14 protein-coding genes are annotated in these 18,223 nt (G+C 32.3%); 3 read left to right on the top strand and 11 right to left on the bottom strand.

Features of this window, described 5'->3' with window-relative positions:
* Positions 1 to 16: 16 nt before the first annotated feature.
* The 7 genes from ACJJVO_RS00795 to htpG all read right to left on the bottom strand — a co-directional run bounded on the left by ACJJVO_RS00795 (position 17) and on the right by htpG (position 10,315).
* Positions 17 to 3,469 (bottom strand): pyruvate carboxylase, encoded by a 3,453-nt coding sequence (locus ACJJVO_RS00795; protein ID WP_405569251.1) that lies wholly within the window; start codon positions 3,467 to 3,469, stop codon positions 17 to 19.
* A gap of 230 nt (positions 3,470 to 3,699) precedes the next feature.
* Positions 3,700 to 4,335, bottom strand: coding sequence for an MOSC domain-containing protein (locus ACJJVO_RS00790; RefSeq protein ID WP_405569245.1), 636 nt, complete (start codon positions 4,333 to 4,335; stop codon positions 3,700 to 3,702).
* 3 nt (positions 4,336 to 4,338) lie between these two features.
* Positions 4,339 to 4,887: a hypothetical protein gene (locus ACJJVO_RS00785; RefSeq protein WP_405569243.1), complete on the bottom strand. Its 549-nt coding sequence runs from the start codon at positions 4,885 to 4,887 to the stop codon at positions 4,339 to 4,341.
* Between the two features lie 148 nt (positions 4,888 to 5,035).
* Positions 5,036 to 5,617: a Crp/Fnr family transcriptional regulator gene (locus ACJJVO_RS00780; protein ID WP_405569241.1), complete on the bottom strand. Its 582-nt coding sequence runs from the start codon at positions 5,615 to 5,617 to the stop codon at positions 5,036 to 5,038.
* 144 nt (positions 5,618 to 5,761) lie between these two features.
* On the bottom strand, positions 5,762 to 6,496 hold the full coding sequence (locus ACJJVO_RS00775; RefSeq protein WP_405569239.1) for a hypothetical protein: 735 nt from the start codon (positions 6,494 to 6,496) through the stop codon (positions 5,762 to 5,764).
* Between the two features lie 85 nt (positions 6,497 to 6,581).
* On the bottom strand, positions 6,582 to 8,237 hold the full coding sequence (locus ACJJVO_RS00770) for a serine hydrolase (RefSeq protein WP_405569236.1): 1,656 nt from the start codon (positions 8,235 to 8,237) through the stop codon (positions 6,582 to 6,584).
* 167 nt (positions 8,238 to 8,404) lie between these two features.
* A complete protein-coding gene (gene htpG, locus ACJJVO_RS00765; protein ID WP_405569233.1) occupies positions 8,405 to 10,315 on the bottom strand; it encodes a molecular chaperone HtpG in 1,911 nt (636 codons plus the stop codon).
* Between the two features lie 206 nt (positions 10,316 to 10,521).
* Between htpG and ACJJVO_RS00760 the strand changes: the two genes are divergently transcribed.
* The 3 genes from ACJJVO_RS00760 (at position 10,522) to ACJJVO_RS00750 (ending at position 13,303) form a co-directional block, all read left to right on the top strand.
* Positions 10,522 to 11,532: a 3-oxoacyl-ACP synthase III family protein gene (locus ACJJVO_RS00760; RefSeq protein ID WP_405569230.1), complete on the top strand. Its 1,011-nt coding sequence runs from the start codon at positions 10,522 to 10,524 to the stop codon at positions 11,530 to 11,532.
* A gap of 127 nt (positions 11,533 to 11,659) precedes the next feature.
* Positions 11,660 to 12,958 (top strand): amidohydrolase family protein, encoded by a 1,299-nt coding sequence (locus ACJJVO_RS00755; RefSeq protein WP_405569227.1) that lies wholly within the window; start codon positions 11,660 to 11,662, stop codon positions 12,956 to 12,958.
* Positions 12,959 to 12,994: 36 nt separating this feature from the next.
* Positions 12,995 to 13,303 carry a hypothetical protein gene (locus tag ACJJVO_RS00750; protein ID WP_405569224.1) on the top strand — a complete coding sequence of 103 codons (309 nt, stop codon included), beginning with the start codon at positions 12,995 to 12,997 and terminating at the stop codon, positions 13,301 to 13,303.
* A 118-nt stretch (positions 13,304 to 13,421) separates the two neighbouring features.
* Here ACJJVO_RS00750 and ACJJVO_RS00745 read toward each other — a convergent pair whose 3' ends face one another.
* From ACJJVO_RS00745 to ACJJVO_RS00730, 4 genes are all read right to left on the bottom strand, one after another.
* Positions 13,422 to 15,407: a DUF349 domain-containing protein gene (locus ACJJVO_RS00745; protein ID WP_405569222.1), complete on the bottom strand. Its 1,986-nt coding sequence runs from the start codon at positions 15,405 to 15,407 to the stop codon at positions 13,422 to 13,424.
* Positions 15,408 to 15,488: 81 nt separating this feature from the next.
* Positions 15,489 to 16,250: a shikimate dehydrogenase family protein gene (locus tag ACJJVO_RS00740; RefSeq protein WP_405569220.1), complete on the bottom strand. Its 762-nt coding sequence runs from the start codon at positions 16,248 to 16,250 to the stop codon at positions 15,489 to 15,491.
* The gene (locus ACJJVO_RS00735; RefSeq protein ID WP_405569218.1) at positions 16,219 to 17,238 is read right to left on the bottom strand and encodes a DUF368 domain-containing protein; all 1,020 of its coding nucleotides are present in this window, start codon (positions 17,236 to 17,238) and stop codon (positions 16,219 to 16,221) included. The genes ACJJVO_RS00740 and ACJJVO_RS00735 overlap by 32 nt, the downstream gene beginning before the upstream one ends.
* Entirely contained in the window at positions 17,238 to 18,206 is a 969-nt protein-coding gene (locus ACJJVO_RS00730) for a DUF368 domain-containing protein (RefSeq protein WP_405569216.1), read from the bottom strand. Before ACJJVO_RS00730 ends, ACJJVO_RS00735 begins: the two co-directional genes overlap by 1 nt.
* Positions 18,207 to 18,223 lie beyond the last annotated feature (17 nt).

Genomic DNA, 18,223 nt, shown 5'->3' with positions numbered 1-18,223 from the left:
ATTATTTTAATGAAAATTATTCCATTGTTATTACTAAATCATTTTGTTTCACCATACTACCTTCAGTTAAAGTCACCGATTTTATTTTACCAGCTTTATGGGCTGTTACTGTGGTTTCCATTTTCATAGCTTCAATTACAAATAAAGGATCGTTTTCTTTGATGGTCGTTCCTTTTTTTACTAAAATCTTATATAATGAGCCTTGCAAAGGAGCACCAATTTGGTTAGTGTCTTCAGCATCAATTTTTACATTTTCAACTTTTTTAATGTTTAGAGATGTATCAAAAATTTCAACAAAACGGTTTTCACCATTTACTTTAAAGAATACAGTTCTTACACCTTGATCATTAGGAATACTGACTGAAAGTAATTTTACAATAATCGTTTTTCCAGGTTCAAGAGTAATGTTTGTTTCCTCTTGAAGCTTCATACCAAAAAAGAAATCTTTAGTTGGTATAAGTGCTATATTTCCGTAAAGTTTATAGTTTTCATGTGCTTTTTCAAATACTTTTGGATATAACATATAGGAAAGAAAATCTTCCATCTCAATGGCTCTTGTAAAGCCTTGTTGAAACTTCTTTTTAAAAGCAGCAAATTCTTTTGTGAAATCAACAGGTTTTAAATGAGCGTTTGGTCTGTCTGTATACGCTTCTTTATTTTTTAATATGATTTTTTGAAGCTTTTTAGGAAAGCCTCCAGTGGGTTGTCCTAAATCTCCCTTAAAGAAATTGATTACTGATTCTGGAAACGAAATCGTTTCACCACGTTCCATTACATCTTCAGGTGTTAAATTATTAGTCACCATAAAAATGGCCATATCACCAACTACCTTAGAGCTTGGTGTCACTTTTATTAAGTTACCAAACATTGTATTCACTTGTGCGTACATTTTTTTTACGTCATCAAAACGGTCTCCTAAACCTAAAGCAATGGCTTGAGGTCTTAAGTTTGAATATTGACCACCTGGAATTTCGTGCTGATAGACTTCTGCAGTTCCTGCTTTTAAACCCGATTCAAACGGATAGTACATTTCGCGTGTGTCTTCCCAGAAGTTTGAAAATTGATTTAATGAATTCATGTCAAAATCTTGTGCACGCTCTTGTCCTTTCATCATTTCAATAACAGAGTTAAAGTTGGGTTGTGATGTAAGTCCTGAAAGCCCTCCAAGAGCAACATCTACAACATCAACTCCAGCTTCTATCGCTTTTAAATAGGTTGTGGTCTGTAATGAAGAAGTGTCATGTGTGTGTAAATGAATAGGAATATTTACAGTGTCTTTTAGTGCAGAAACCAACTCCGTAGCTGCATAAGGTTTTAATAAACCTGCCATATCTTTTATAGCGATCATATGTGCTCCTGCATTTTCTAAATCTTTAGCAAGTTGTGTATAGTATTTTAAATTGTATTTGGTTTGTTTAGGATCTAAAATGTCACCAGTATAACTAATAGCAGCTTGGGCAATACCTCCCGTTTTATTGCGAACATAGTTTATGCTTGGTTCCATAGCTTTCACCCAATTTAGAGAATCGAAAATTCTGAAAATATCAACACCATTTTCCCAAGATTTCTCAACAAATTTTTCAATTAAGTTATCTGGATATGCTTTATAACCCACAGCATTAGAACCACGGAGTAACATTTGAAATAGAATATTTGGAACCGCTTTACGTAATTCTCTTAATCGTGTCCAAGGACTTTCGTGTAGAAAGCGCAAACAAACATCAAAAGTGGCTCCTCCCCAAACCTCCATACTAAACGTATTAGGATGATTTTTGGCAAAACTTTCTGCAACTTTAAGCATGTCGTAGCTTCGCATGCGTGTTGCCAAAAGTGACTGATGCGCATCTCGCATAGTTGTATCAGTGTAATGTATCTTTTTATCTTCCTTTAACCATTGGCAAAAAGCTTCGGGACCAAGTTCTGTTAATAAATCTTTGGTGCCTTTTGGAAATGAAGCTGAACGATTAAATTTTGGGACTTTAGCATTTCTAAATATTTTAGTAGAATCAATGTTTTTAACATCTGAATTTCCATTAACAATAACTTCAGCAAGAAAATTAACGGCTTTAGATGTTCGATCTTGTGGTAATTTTATTTGGAATAGAGCAGGAGTATTTTCAATAAAATTCACTGTTACTTTACCATCTCTAAAGGTTTCATGTTGGATGACATTTTGAAGAAAATGAATGTTAGTTTTTACTCCTCTAATTCTAAATTCTTTTAAAGCTCTTGTCATTTTTCTAACAGCTCCATCTAAGGTTCTTCCGTGTGCTGAAACTTTTACAAGCATAGAATCAAAAAACGGACTCACATTATAACCTTGATAAATACTACCAGCATCTAAACGAATGCCCATTCCTGATGCACTTCGGTACGTTGTAATGTTTCCGTAATCTGGTGTGAAATTATTTTCAGGATCTTCGGTTGTTAATCTACATTGTAATGCAAATCCATAGGTTTTTATAGACTCTTGTTCGTATATTTTTATTTGTTGATCAGATAATTTATAACCACCAGCAATAAAAATTTGTGTTTTTACCAAGTCAATTCCAGTCACCATTTCTGTTACCGTATGTTCTACTTGAATACGTGGATTTACTTCAATAAAATAGATGTTGTCTTGCTGATCTACTAAAAACTCTACGGTTCCAATATTATTATAATGCACTTCAGAAGTGATAGCAATTGCATAATTATATAAGGCTTCTTTTACTTTGTTAGATACATTATAAGAAGGTGCAACTTCAACCACTTTTTGATGACGACGTTGTACAGAACAATCGCGCTCAAATAAATGACGAATATTACCATGTCTGTCGGCAACAATTTGTACTTCAATGTGTTTTGGGTTTTCTACATATTTTTCTAAAAACATGGTGCCATCACCAAAAGCATTTAAGGCCTCGTTACTTGCGGCTTCAAAATTTTGCTCTAAATCTTCGTTGTTTCTTACCACACGCATGCCTCGTCCACCACCTCCAGATGCTGCTTTTAACATTAAAGGATAACCGATAGTGTTGGCTTCAGAAATAGCAATTTTTAAAGATGTTAAGCTTTTTTTATTACTTTCAATAATTGGTACATTACATTTTACAGCAATTTTTTTGGCAGTAATTTTATCTCCCAAGGCATCCATAACTTCTGGATCTGGACCAATAAAAACAATATTGTTTTCGGCACAACGTCTCGCAAATTCTGAGTTTTCAGATAAAAAACCATAACCAGGATGTATGGCATCTACATTTTTTTCTTTTGCCAAAGCCACAATTTCTTCAATATCTAAATACGGTTTTAGAGGATCATTGTCTTCACCAATTTGATACGATTCATCTGCCTTATTTCTGTGTTGAGAATAGCGATCTTCATAGGTGTAAATAGCAACTGTAGAAATGTTAAGCTCTGTACATGCTCTTAATACTCTTATAGCAATTTCACTTCGGTTGGCAACAAGAATTTTTTTGATTTTCATGGTAGATTAAATATGTAGATATTAATAAATTGAATTTTTAGTGACTATAATTCTATATTATGTATCAAATATATAAAAGAGTTACGATAACGTTTTCGTAAAAATCATATAATTTTTAAAAACCTGTATTTTAAGTACTTGTGTATTTGTTGTGTGGTAAGATAAAATCTATGATCTGTTGCTTTTTTCAAAAAAATCCGATGAATAAATGGGATTAGATTTTGAATGATTTAACGTAGAAAAAAGTTTAAGCGTTTTCTTATGCGTTGAGGTAGCGCATCATTATGAAGTAGTAATTTTATATGCGCTTTGTTTTTATTTTCAGCATATAGTAATTCGAAAAAATGAAAAATAGAGACACTATCTTTTGCGGGTTCTATCAACTTAAATGTATCTCCAGTTTTTACAATGCCTTCTTCTAAAACTCTAACATAAGTACCTGAGTGGCCATGGTCTATAAATTGCTTTAAAACGTCTTTGTCTTCAAATTTATAAGCAAATTTAAAACAAGGTTCTCTGGGTTGGGTAATTTGTACTAGAGCATTACCTAGTTTATAAATATCACCAATGAAGAGCTGTTTTTCATCTAATCCTTCAATAGTAATATTTTCGCCAAGCATACCATAAGACCAATCTAAATTAGGATATAATGCTTGCCAAAACGGATACTGGTTTGCTGAGAATAAATAACAAGCTTTAAATTCTCCACCATGTACTTTTCTATCTGAAACTTCATCTCCTCTTACGTCTTCTTTTCCTAAATATATTGGGACGTCCGTTGGTTTTTTATAGATGCCTGTTGTGATTTCTTCTCCTTTCCAAATAAATTTGGTTGGTTGTGCAATATTGGTTGAGATTACATTCATAGTTTAGCGTTTAATCGATTTCCAATATGGTAACAAATTCATTTGAAATTTTCGGTATTTCTCAGGCATTTCAGTTAGAGGTTCTTCAGTAAAAGTGAAAGGTTTGTTGGCTTCAAAATTCCAATAACGTTCGCTTAATATGCCATCTGTAGATTTGGTATGAGCCTTAGGGAAGTTGGTCATAGAGAACTTACCATCGCTGTTTTTATTGATTCCAAAAGTTTTTAAATCATTAGCAGTAGTGTAAGTTAGGGTCAATTTTAAGTTAAGTGTTTGGGTGTCTTCAGAAATAAAGAAGCATTTTTCTTTTTTTGAAAAATTTGCAAATTCTGAACTCCAAGGATAGTTGGGTTGGGTGATTTTTTCTAATTCATTCATCACGTTTAAACTATCGCTTTCATTTTGGATGATTGAAATTAAATTCTCTTGTAAAACAGTAATGGTTTTAGCTTCAGGATCTACTGTTACTGTTGCTTTTTCAGCTATAATATTACTTTGGTTAATTCCGAAAAAAGTCCCAATAACAAAAAACAATATTTTAATTTCTTCCATAAGCTAATATAAATAAAAAAGCGCAGGTTAATAAACCTGCGCTTTTTAGCTATTAATCTTAGGGAAAATAAGGAATATTTTACCTTGTTAGGGGTACAAAAATAAAATATTAATTGAATAAAAAAATTGATGTATGATAATAAATGCATTAATGAGCTAATTCTTTTCTAATTCTACTTAGGCTCTCAGTAGTAATTCCTAGATAAGAGGCTATATGATAGTTTTTTACGCTCTGCTCTATGTTTGGGTACGTTGTTATAAAATTAATATAACGTTCTGCGGCAGTCAGTGAAAGGTTTGCAATAATCCTTTTTTGAAAGGAAGCGAATGCTTTTTCTAATTTTAGTCTAAAGAAGTGCTCTATTTTTGGAACTTGATCATATAAAAATTCCTTTTGCTCATTTGTTATTTTATAAAGTATAGCATCTTGTATAACTTCTACAGTCATTATAGCTTTCTCAGAAGAGAAGAATGCCGTGTAATCACTAATCCACCAATCTTTAACTCCGAATTGAACAGTGAATTCTTTACCCAATTTGTTGATGCGATAAGATCTTAAACAACCTTCCATAATGAAGTATTGCGTATTTACTGTTTCCCCTTCTTCTATTAAAACAGCACCTTTATTAAATTTTACCTTTTTAAAGGCATTATTAATAAGCTCAATTTCTTTTTCTGAGAAATCGAGGTCTTTAAATATTTGCTTTATGTAGGTATTATCGCTATCCATAGATTGATGGATTAAAAGTTACATAAAACCTTTTAAGTGAGTGTATTAATTCGGTGTAATAGGTATAAAATGGTTAATCGGCTAATTTAGAAAACTAAAAAACCACTTCAAATTATTGAAGTGGTTTCTATTTATCTTAAGCTATTATTTAGATAGTGTACTAGGATTATGTTGAATTATTGGAACCACGTTTTTTAATTTAGCAAAAGCCAAACTAAATTTTCCTTCTCTAATATCATCTAGTAGCCATTTGCCATTTGTGTATTCTAATATCCAGATTTTCTCTTCATCTCCATATTCATTTTTTCCTTCAATAATTTGATTTGTTGTTCTATCTTTTAAATAATCTTTAATATTCGCTGTAATTACAAATGCGATTTTAGAACCTTCTAAATTTTCATCGTCAGTTATTTCTATGTAAAGTGGTTTAATACTATTAATCTTATCTAATTTACATACATTTTTAAGATTCTCTTGCTTCCATTTATCTAAGTAAACCGCTTGCTGGTTTTGTCTGTACCAATGATTTACATATTCAGAAACTTCAGCCATATCCTCTCTTTCCCAGGCAAGATAGACACGTGTAAAGATATTGTTTACATTTTTTTCGAGATTTAACCACATAAAATCTTTGTTTCTTAACCCTAGCTCATTAAGCTGTTTTTTAGATTTTTTAATGGCAAAAAACTCTACAGTATATGTGTAAGCGATTAACGGAAAGAGCACAATAAACAGTGCAAATAATATTAATTTTCCCCACCACGTTTTAAATAAACCTTTGGCTATGGTTCCACCAGGTCCAGCATAAACAGGATCTATGTAAAATAAGAATCCAATAATAAGTATGGTTAAGATTATTTTTTTATACTGTGGTTTCATAAGCGATAAGTTTAGTTTGTCTAAAAATAAAGAACCACTTTGAATTAACAAAGTGGTTTAAATTATTAATTATGAGTATAACAGCTTATTCAACTTTTTTAGCAACGGTCTCTTGTCCTCCTTGATACAAAGTGAAACTTTCTACTTCACCTAAAGCATTTTTATTAAACGTTACTTTAAGTGGAGTTACTTTTGCGAAAAACGTAGTTTCATCTGCAGCGAAAATTTCAAACTTTCCTTGTCCAGTGGCTTGTCCAAAAATTTGATTGCCTTCTACAGTAACGTCAACATTAAAATTTGGAGCTAATTCATATTTTCCGATATAGTGTTTTAAAATATCATTAGATAATGTGATTTCTTTTCGGGCTTCTGGCATGGGTTTGTTAACTTCTTTACCAATGCTTTCTTTGTTAGCGGTGAATATAGCTTGGCGTTTTCCGTCGGCAGATTCTGAAAACAGGTATTCAGTACCGCTTTCTTTAAACATAAAGCGGTTTTCTGATAATGGAAAAATTGCAAAAATAGTATTGGTTTCAGACTCTCGCATACTATTTAGTTGACCATCTTTAATAAAAATATGTCTAATCGCTCCATCTTCAAATTCATAAGCACCAACCCATTGTTTCATTTTATCTTCAGAAAGCGTTACCACATCATTCATTGTTGGAAACGGTTTTCCTATAGCTGTAGCAGCAAGATTTCTTGTTACTGCGCCTATGTCATTACAACTACAATTGCTTAAGCCTATAACATAGACATCTTCATCAATAAGGTAAATGCCATTTGTAGATGTGCCAAAAATACCTCCACTATGTGTATAACCTTTTGAGCCTTTGAGATCCATTTCTCCAAGTCCATAACCGTAAGGAATATGTTCTCCATTATTAAGTTTAGACCCATTAATAGCTTTGTCTAAAGAATTAGATGTTATTAGGGTGTTATTTGTTAAAGCATTTTGCCATTTTAACATATCGTCAATGGTTGAGGTTAGTGCACCTGCAGCATGAGGTAATGTCATACTCAAGTAGCTTGCATTAACGTAACCAGAGTCATCTTCTTCGTAAGCTTCAACTCTGTTTTTAATTAATTCTTTGTTATTACCATAACTTGAACTCTTCATGCCTAGACGGTCAAACATATGCTTTTCAATATAGTTTTCGTAGGTGTCACCAGAAAGTACTTCTATTATTTTACCAAGCAGTACATAGCCAGAATTGTTATATCTAAATTCTTCACCAGGATCGAAATCCATAGGTTCGTTTTTAAAATAATCTATTAATTCATCTAATGTTTTATCATTTCTAGCTACTTCTACTAAGTTACCTATACCTGTATAACTTTTTATACCAGACGTATGATTTAACAAATGGTGCACTGTTATGGTTTTTCCATGTGTAGGATAATCTGGAATAAACTTAGTAATAGGATCATTTAAACTCAATTTACCTTGCTCTTCTAACATTAAAATAGCAACTGCTGTAAATTGTTTGGTGATAGAGGCAAGCATAAATACATTCTCTGGTATCATATCTACATCTAATTCTAGACTAGATTTACCTACAGCTTTTCTGTAAATGGTTTTTCCGTTTTTTGCGACTAAAATAGTTGCTCCTGGTGCATCTGCATTATGGTAATGTTGAGCTACAATGGCATCAAATTGTTGGGTTAGATTTTGAGCCGAAATAGTTGTTGTAAATAGAATACTCAGTAGAAATAGAGTAGAGGAATAAAATGTTTTCATAATGTTTTTTGATTGATTATAATAGTAAGACGATAATTGTTGCTGAAAAGTTACAAAAAAACCACTAAGCTTTTGGCTAAGTGGTTTTTATATAGTAATTAGAATACAATATTTCGGCTACACTAGGTATGTGAAATGTTGCTTTCTAGCATGCAAATTCAATTATGTTACTTAATCATCTCGTAACTACGCTTAATAAAATTCGTTAACTCTTCACCTTTTAATAGGCCTTGAGATAAACGTGCTAAATCTAAACTTTGCGTAATTAAACGTTCTTGTTTCTTCTTAGTTTTTGTTTCTAAAATTTCACCAACTAATGCAGAATTTGTGTTAACGATGAGGTTGTACATTTCTGGCATATTACCAAACATGTGCATTCCGCCTCCACCAGTTTGTTGCATCTCTTTCATTCTACGCATAAATTCTGGTTGCGTAATAATAAATGGAGAGGCATCACTATCCATAGCTTCTAATTGTACAGCGAACTTTTCAGAAGGTATCACTTCTTTTAAAAGTGTATCTAATTCTGTTTGTTGTTCTTCTGATAATTTAGAAATGACGTTTTCATCTTTCTTAATTAAGTTATCAATATGATCACCATCCACTCTAGCAAAAGAAATATTTTCTTTAGTAGATTCTAATTTCTGAATTAAATGCGATACAATAGGTGAATCTAATAATAACACTTCATAACCTTTAGCTTTTGCAGCTTCAATGTAGCTATGTTGTTGGTCTTTGTTAGAAGCATAAAGAATCACTAATTTACCATCCTTATCCGTTTGATTTGCTTTTATTTTATTGAAAAGCTCTTCGTAGGTATAGAATTTTCCATCAACTGTTGGGTATAATGCAAAAGCATCTGCTTTCTCAAAGAATTTCTCTTCAGATAGCATACCGTATTCAATAACTATTTTGATGTCATCCCATTTCTTTTCAAAATCTTCACGATTAGCATTAAATAATGATTTCAACTTATCAGCCACCTTACGAGTAATGTAAGATGAAATTTTCTTCACAGCTCCATCAGCTTGTAAGTAAGAACGTGAAACGTTTAAAGGAATATCTGGAGAATCAATTACACCACGTAACATGGTTAAAAATTCTGGCACAATCCCTTCTACATTATCAGTTACATATACTTGGTTTTGGTACAGTTGAATCTTATCCTTCTGCATGTTCATATCATTTGTCATCTTAGGGAAATACAAGATTCCAGTTAAGTTGAACGGATAATCTACATTTAAATGAATATGGAAAAGAGGCTCGTCAAATTGCATTGGGTACAATTCTCTGTAGAAATCTTTATAATCTTTATCTTCTAAATCAGCTGGTTGTTTTGTCCAAGCCGGATTTGGATTATTGATAATATTATCTACAATAATTTTTTTCTGAGGCTCTGTAATTTCTTTACCTTCAGCATCAGTTGTAGTAGCCGGAGTAAAATCTGGATCGTCTATTTCCTTAGTTCCAAATTTAATAGGAATAGGCATAAACTTGTTATACTTATTCAATAACTCACTGATTCTAGATTCTTCTAAAAACTCAGTAGAATCTTCTGCAATATGAAGAATGATTTCTGTTCCTCTGTCTGCTTTGTCAGAAGGTTCTAAGGTGAATTCTGGTGATCCATCACATGTCCAATGTGCAGCTTCAGCACCTGTGTGCGACTTTGTAATGATTTCAACTTTTTCAGCAACCATAAAAGCAGAATAGAAACCAAGACCAAAATGTCCAATGATTCCTGAATCTTTTGCAGAATCCTTATACTTGTCTAAAAATTCTTCAGCACCAGAAAACGCAACTTGGTTAATGTATTTTTCAACCTCTTCGGCTGTCATCCCTAAACCTTGGTCAATGATGTGAAGTTTTTTTCCTTCTTTGTCAATCTTTACTTCAATTATTGGGTTTCCGTATTCAGCTTTAGATTCGCCAATTTGAGTAAGGTGTTTTAATTTTAGTGTGGCATCTGTACCATTACTAATAAGCTCACGTAAAAATATTTCGTGATCGCTGTATAAGAACTTTTTAATTAACGGAAAGATATTCTCTACCGATACATTAATACTTCCTTTTGTCATGATATATAGTTTTTTGTATTATTAATTTGAATGATTATCTATAGTCAAATAAAATACCAAGACGTAAAATGTGACAAACTGACACAAGTACTATGCATGCATAACGAATATAAATTCTAATAAAAAGATATTGTATCTTAAAGATTAACTTCGCAAGAGGTAATTAATATGTTTTCCGATGTCTCGGAAACTAAAATAGATTTTCGATGTACAATTCAAAAATAATAGGCTTAGGGAAATACGTACCAGATAATGTGGTAACCAATGATGATTTATCTAAATTCATGGATACCAATGATGAATGGATACAAGAACGAACTGGTATAAAAGAGCGTCGTTGGGCAATAAAGGGTAGTGAAGACACTACAGCAGGCATGGGAGTAAAAGCTGCAAAGCAAGCTATTGAACGTGCTGGAATAGACAAAGATGATATTGACTTTATCGTTTTTGCTACGTTGAGTCCAGATATGTATTTTCCTGGTCCAGGTGTGCAAGTACAACATGCATTAGATATAAAAACGGTTGGAGCTTTAGATGTACGTAACCAATGTTCTGGTTTTGTATATGCAATGTCTGTAGCAGATAACTTTATTAAAACAGGAATGTATAAAAATATCCTTGTTATAGGAAGTGAATTACATTCTCATGGTATGGATAAAACCACACGTGGTAGAGGTGTTACAGTTATTTTTGGTGATGGAGCAGGCGCAGCAGTTTTAACAAGAGAAGAAGATAACTCTAAAGGTGTTTTATCTACGCATTTGCACTCACAAGGTGAACATGCAGAAGAATTGGTATTGATAGCACCAGGTATGGGTAAACGTTGGGTAAGCGATATTCTTGCAGATAATGATCCTGATGATGTGAGTTACTTTCCGCATATGAATGGTCAATTTGTATTTAAAAATGCAGTGGTACGTTTTAGCGAAGTGATAATGGAAGGTTTGATGAAAAATAAGCTTGAGGTTTCCGATATCGATATGCTAATTCCACATCAAGCCAATTTACGAATTTCACAATTTATACAACGTAAGTTTAAATTATCTGACGATCAGGTATTTAATAATATACAGAAGTATGGCAATACTACAGCTGCCTCTATTCCAATTGCGTTAACTGAAGCGTGGGAAGAAGGAAAAATAAAAGAAGGAGATACTGTTGTATTAGCTGCTTTTGGAAGTGGATTTACTTGGGGAAGTGTGATTATGAAGTGGTAAACAAATCCTTTTGAAAAACGGGATCTTATGAATTACTTGAAGAATATATTGTTGAACTACGAAAATGATTTTTCAAATGTTCAACAGTATGCTTTTGATTAATAATAATAACTAAACTTCATTCTCAATGCACAAACTACTCGTCCTTTTACTCATAGTTATTTGTTCTCTATCAAGAGTATTCGCCCAACAAAATGAAGTTTATATCAAAGCTGGTCTTTTATACGACAGTGAACAAAATGTCCTTTTAAAAAACAAAGCTATTCATGTTAAGGGTAATAAAATAGTAGCTGTAGGAACATATAATACAATTCCTAATAATGCTGAAATTATAGATTTAACAGCATACACTGTTCTGCCTGGATTAATAGATGCACATACACATGTGCTTTTTTCTCAAGACGCATCCGAAGATTTTTCCGAACATAGCATTCACTCATTAACCATGGAAAGTGATGCCATAAGAACACTTAGAGGATCAAAAAGAGCGAAATCTTATTTAGATGTTGGAATTACAAGTGTAAAAGATCTTGGTAATTCTGGACTATTTTTAGATGTTGCTTTGCGTGATGCCATTAATGAAGGCACTATTGAAGGACCACGTATTTTTGCATCAGGACCAATTATGGCAGCTACAGGAGGACAAATTTATGATGTATCTCCAAAACACCAAAACCTCATAGATTTAGAATACAGAATTATAAATGGAGTAGAAGATGCTAAAATTGCTGTTAGAGAACATGTGAATCAAAACGTAGATGTTATTAAGATTTGCGCAGATAATATTCCTAATAATACACATTTATCTATTGATGAAATGAAATCAATTGTACAGACCGCAGATTCATATGGTCTAAGTGTGGTTGCACATTCCATAACTAATCAATCAGCATGGAATGCCATACAAGCAGGTGTAGATGGGATTGAACATGGTTTTAAATTGGCAGATTCAACATTAACTTTAATGGCTAAAAAAAAGGTGTTTTTGGTACCAACTGAAAATAGTAGAACTTATATGGAAACCTATAGTAAACTTGCAGGTTATGATAGCGATGATTTAGATTGGATAGATAATTATTTAGTTAGGATGAAAAACAGACTTACTAGAGCCGTCCAAAAAGGAGTTACAATTGTAGCAGGTTCTGATAACTATACAAATATCGGAGGCACTCGTGGTGCATCTTCAAAAGATATGTTTCGTGCTTATTTTGAAGCAGGTATTAAGCCTCTAGATATTCTACAATCTGCAACGTACACTTCTGCGCTTAGTTTAAATAAGGAAAATGAAATAGGAGTTATTAAGTCTGGTGCAAAAGCAGATATTATTGCTGTAAAAGGACATATAACTACTGATTTTGTAAATACTATAGAGCAAGTGGTATTAGTGATGAAAGATGGTAAGGTTTACTTGAGTAATCTTAATTAAACTAGTGATATTTTAAAAATGAATTTTACAATTGAAATGAAACAAGTTCGAAATTTTTCACATATTGTTTTATTTTTATGTTGTACACATTTAGTAACCGGTTGTAAAAATTATTACAATGAGACTATAGATTGGATGGATGATCTTGAACCTAATTCTATGATAGAAACTGTAAAAGAAAGTCAGCCAAAATTTATCCAAATAAATTGGAATGATCCTGAAAAGGTTGGAAATGAGAATAGGTATTATATACAAGAAATAAAAGGAAGCTATGACCCTTTAGGTATGTCTCATATCCTTGTTTTTATTGATGGGAAATTTGACAGAAGAGAATCTCATAAGTAGGTTATTTTAGTATTTACAATAAATAGTTAGACAAAAAAAAGCCCAAACAAAATTTTTGTTTGGGCTTTTTTAGTAATTAATTATGTGATTTTATTTTAAGTGTATTGCACTAAAAAAATTAAGAATACATGCCACGTACTTTTGTCAATTTAGCTTTCCAAATATCTAAGTCCTTTTTATGGTTTGCGATGTTTTTGTGTACATCTTTAACTAAAGGATTATCAGATTTTACATTAGAGAAAAACTGTAAATTGTTTTCTAATTGATTGATTTCAGATTTAATTTCGTCAATACGTTTTTTTATGAAATTGTACTCATTGTCTAATAATCTTGTATCATCAGGATTGGCTAAATTTTCAAGTTTGCTATCAAACTTAATCATTTCTAATTTGGCCTTATCCATTTTAAGCTTATCAAAAGTATCATCAATAGCTTTGTAGAATTTACCGTCAATATAGCGTTTGTTTTGTGGTACATGACCTAACTCTTTCCACTCAGAAATCTTAGCTTTTAAAATTTCAATATCTGCTTTTGGATCTTCGCTAAGTTCCATAGCTTTTAAAGTATCAAGAAGTTTTACTTTTTTATCAAACGCATCAAATAAATGTTGGTCTTCTGCTTTGCGTGCCGCATGCATTTTGTCAAAATAGTGATTACAAGCTCCTTTAAATTGCTTCCATATTTTATCACTATCACGTCTTGGTACATGACCGATTTTTTTCCACTCGTTCTGAATTTTTTTCATTAATGGAGTTACGGTAGCAAAATCCTCACTGTCTTTATTATCCTCAGCAATTTGAATTAAATCTTTTTTCTTTTTAAGATTATCGTATTGGTCTTTCTTTAAATCTTTATAAAAACTATTCTTTCCTCGATTAAAAGTTCTAACAGCTTCTTTAAATTTTGCCCATGTTGCTTCGTTAACTTTTAGAGGTACTTTTCCGGCTTTAAAAAAGGCATCTCTTAAAACTTCAATGTCTTTAATTTTTTTCTGCCATGCACTATGCGAATTACCTTTGTCTTCTGCAACAGCATTTATTAGTGCAATAATTTCTTCTTTGCGCTCTAGATTTTTTTCGTGCGCCTTATCCATATCAGCATAGTATGCCTGACGTTTGTCGTGAATCGTTTTTGTTGCCTTACTAAAACGATCCCAAATTTCTTCTCTATGCTCTTTACCAACAGGTCCAAGGTCTTCTTTCCATAGTTTATGTAAAACTTGTAACTCTCTAAATGAACGGTTGGTGTTTTCATCTTGTGCTAATTCCTCAGCACGTTCTATGATTTTTAATTTCTGATCGTAATTGTGTTTAAAATCCATATCTCTCAAATCATTATTGAGATGTAGAAAATCGTAAAAACGTTCTACATGGTGGTGATATGTATTCCAAGCATTATTGTATTTATCTCTAGGAATTGGCCCAGCATTTCGCCATTTTTCTTGCAGTTCTTTGAAGTTTTTATAGGTGGTGCCCATATTTTCTTCTACACTAAGCAATCCTTTAATATCTTCTATTATTTGTAATCTATCTTCAAGGTTTTGCTTCAGGTTTTGTTCACGTTCCTTGTAATAAGCGCCAATAGATTGTTTGTAGTCTTTATAAAGTGAATTGAATAATTTTTTGGTGTCATTAGTGTAATAAAAATCTATTTCATTACCTCCATCTGCAATAAACTCTTCTTTCTTTTCATCTAGAAGTTCACTGTATTTAGCATTGAATTCCGCTTTTATTTCATTAACATGTTTAGAAATCGTCTGAATTTTATGATGCTTTAAAAGGCGGTTTAATTCCGTAGCCAATTCATCCATAGTCATGGCATGGTAATCTTTTTCCTCTACCTCGTGACGTTCTGCATTAGATTCGTCTTCTGCATCTTCTGCATTAGAAGCATCTATCTCATCTACATGATTATCGCCAGCGACTTCTGTTACCCCTTCAGTTTCGTTTTTAATCTCAACGTCCTCAACTGCATCTGTCTTTTCAACATTAGTTGTTTCGATTTCAGTTTCAACAATTGGAGTTGTTTCTTGTGTTGGAGTAGTTTCCGTTGTTTCTACTTCTTTTTTTCCATCTGCATCTTGCAGGTTATCATTCTCAGACATAAGTCAATGTTTTATATATATGAGGTTAAAGATACTAACAGTTGTTAGAACTACAAAGGAAATACATCTAGAGGTTATATTTTATGACTTATGCCATATTTCCCAAGATTTTTCGGCTTGTAATCGTAACATTTCTAAACCATTAATAATTGTGGCACCATTGTTAAACCCATGGTTTAAAAATTTGGTTCTTTCGGGATTGTAGATAAGATCGTACAAAATATGCTTTTCGCTTATAGCAGTATAAGGGATATTAGGGCACATTTCAACATTTGGAAACGTACCAATAGGAGTGCAATTGATAATTATGGTGTAATCTGAAATGATTTTTTCAGTTAGATCTGAATATAAAAAGGTCACTCCTTCCTTTTTTGTTCGCGATACAAAATCATATTTTATTTTTAGTTTCTTAAGTGCATAAGCAATGGCTTTAGATGCACCTCCTGTACCTAATATTAAAGCTTTTTTGTGATGCGATTTTAAATGTGGTTTTAAAGAGTTTTTAAAGCCGTAATAATCGGTATTGTAACCAATAAGTTCGTTGTTTTTTGAAAACCGAATGGTGTTTACTGCTCCAATTTCTTTTGCAGTTTTATTCAATTTGTCTAATAAAGGAATGACTTGCTCTTTGTAAGGAATAGTGACATTAATTCCTTTTAAGTTTGGCGTGTTTTCAATAATTGCTGTAAGGTCATCAATAGATGGTAAATCGAAGTTAACATAAGAATGCGGTAAATCTTCGTTTTTAAATTTTTTAGCAAAGTAACCTCTTGAAAAAGAGTAGGAGATGTCTCGTCCTAAAAGCCCGAATTTATATTTTTGTTTGTCTTGTGCGTTGTCCATACCATTCTAATCCTAAAACTATGAGGATTCCTAAGGCAATATAAGCAATTGCTATATAAGTTTCACTGTTCAGCTCAGGTAAAAACCGTTGATAATTGGTAATGATTTGTTTTCCTGTAGAATCTAAAATATGTGAACCTTGAGAATTGGTTTTGTAAATGGTTTCTTTCCAGGGCCATACCACACCAAGTGATCCTATAATAAAACCCATTATCGTTGCTAGCGTAATATTCTTATAATGCTTTAGAATGTAGCTTAACAAATGAGAAAACGTGACTAAGCCTGTAACGGAACCTAATGTGAATACCACTAAAACTTTTAAAAGTCTAATGCGTATTTGGTTATGGATAAATTCAAAATTACCACTTAAAACATCGAACATAGTGTCGTAAAGTGCGTTGACGGAATCTACCAAAAGTAGAACATAGTTACCTAATAGAATAAGAATAAATGAACCTGAAAATCCGGGTAAAGTCATACCAGAAACACTAATAATTCCGCAAAAGAATACAAAAATGAGGTTGTCATTTTCTGTAGCAGGATCTAAAAAGCTTATGCTAATACCTATTATTGCACCAATGGCTAAAGCGAGTATTGTTGTTCTATTCCATTCTTTAAAATCTTTACTAATGTAGTAAATAGAACCAAGGATCATCCCAAAAAACGTACTCCAAACATAAAGTTCATAGTGTACAATGAGAAAATCAAGTATTTTAGAAATACTGAAGTAGCTCACTATCATTCCTAAGAATAGTAGACTTAAAAACTTACCATTGATGTAACGGTAGAAGCTTTTAAACCTTCCATTAACTAATAGTTTAAATGCTTTTTTATTAACGCGTTGTAAAGAGTAAATAAATTCTTCGTAGAAACCAGCAACAAAAGCAACTACACCTCCAGAAACACCTGGAACTTTGTTAGCAGCTCCCATGGCCAAACCTTTAATGACCAAAAATATGCGATCTTTAAGGGTTCTTGTACTTTGCATTACACCTCAGTTTTTTTATTTCCTAAAGTTTCTAAAACAAGAATTGCAGCAAAACCAATTACAATAAAAACAATGGACATTACTATTTCATTATCTCCAGCGTAAGAAGATGGTAAAATACTTTTGTCGAGTAAGGTGACAACTTCACCTTCAGAATTTACACGTGTTTTTAAGACTTCTTTCCAAGGCCATATTTTGTTAAGTGAGCCAATCATAAAACCTGTTAAGATGGCAAGCGTTAAATTTTTATGATGTTTAAACATCCAATTTAAGGCTTTTGAAAACACTTTGAGTCCAATTACAGCACCAACAGCAAGTAGTACAAATTTTAAAAAGGCATCTTTAAAAAGTGCCATATCACCATTAAGTAAACCATCTCTTAAGTTATTTATAGTATCAATAGCGGTTTGGTAAGCTCCAAGAATAAGTAAGATAAATGCTCCCGAAACGCCAGGTAAAATCATTGCTATTATAGCAACAAAGCCACAAAATAATAGGTAAAATGGACTATCTGGTGAAGCAAATGGTTCTGCAAGTGTGATGTAAAAAGATAAAACGGAAGTAATAATAATGGCAATTATTAGTTTAACTGACCATCCTTTAATTTGCTTAGCGATATATAGAATACTCGCTAAAACAAGCCCAAAGAAGAAGGACCAAAGTAAAATAGGTTCGTTATGTAATAACCATTTTATCAATTTTGCTAATGATAAAATGCTAATAGCAATTCCTGAAAATAAGGCTAGTAAAAAATTACCGTTAATGGAATTCCAAGCGGTTTTAAATCCCGATTGTTTCCATACCTTAAAAACGTTGAGATTTACCTTGTCTATGCTTTCAATAAGTTCTTCGTAAATACCAGATATAAAGGCAATGGTTCCACCAGAAACTCCAGGAACTACATCTGCGGCTCCCATGGCAATACCTTTAAAAGTAATCGCTAAATAATCTAAAAATCGTCTTTGCATTTTATGTCTAAATAAGG

The organism is Winogradskyella sp. Asnod2-B02-A, from assembly GCF_045063645.1.
GTDB lineage: Bacteria > Bacteroidota > Bacteroidia > Flavobacteriales > Flavobacteriaceae > Winogradskyella.
Note: the sequence above shows the minus strand (reverse complement) of the source record. Positions and strands in the feature narration are given on the sequence as shown.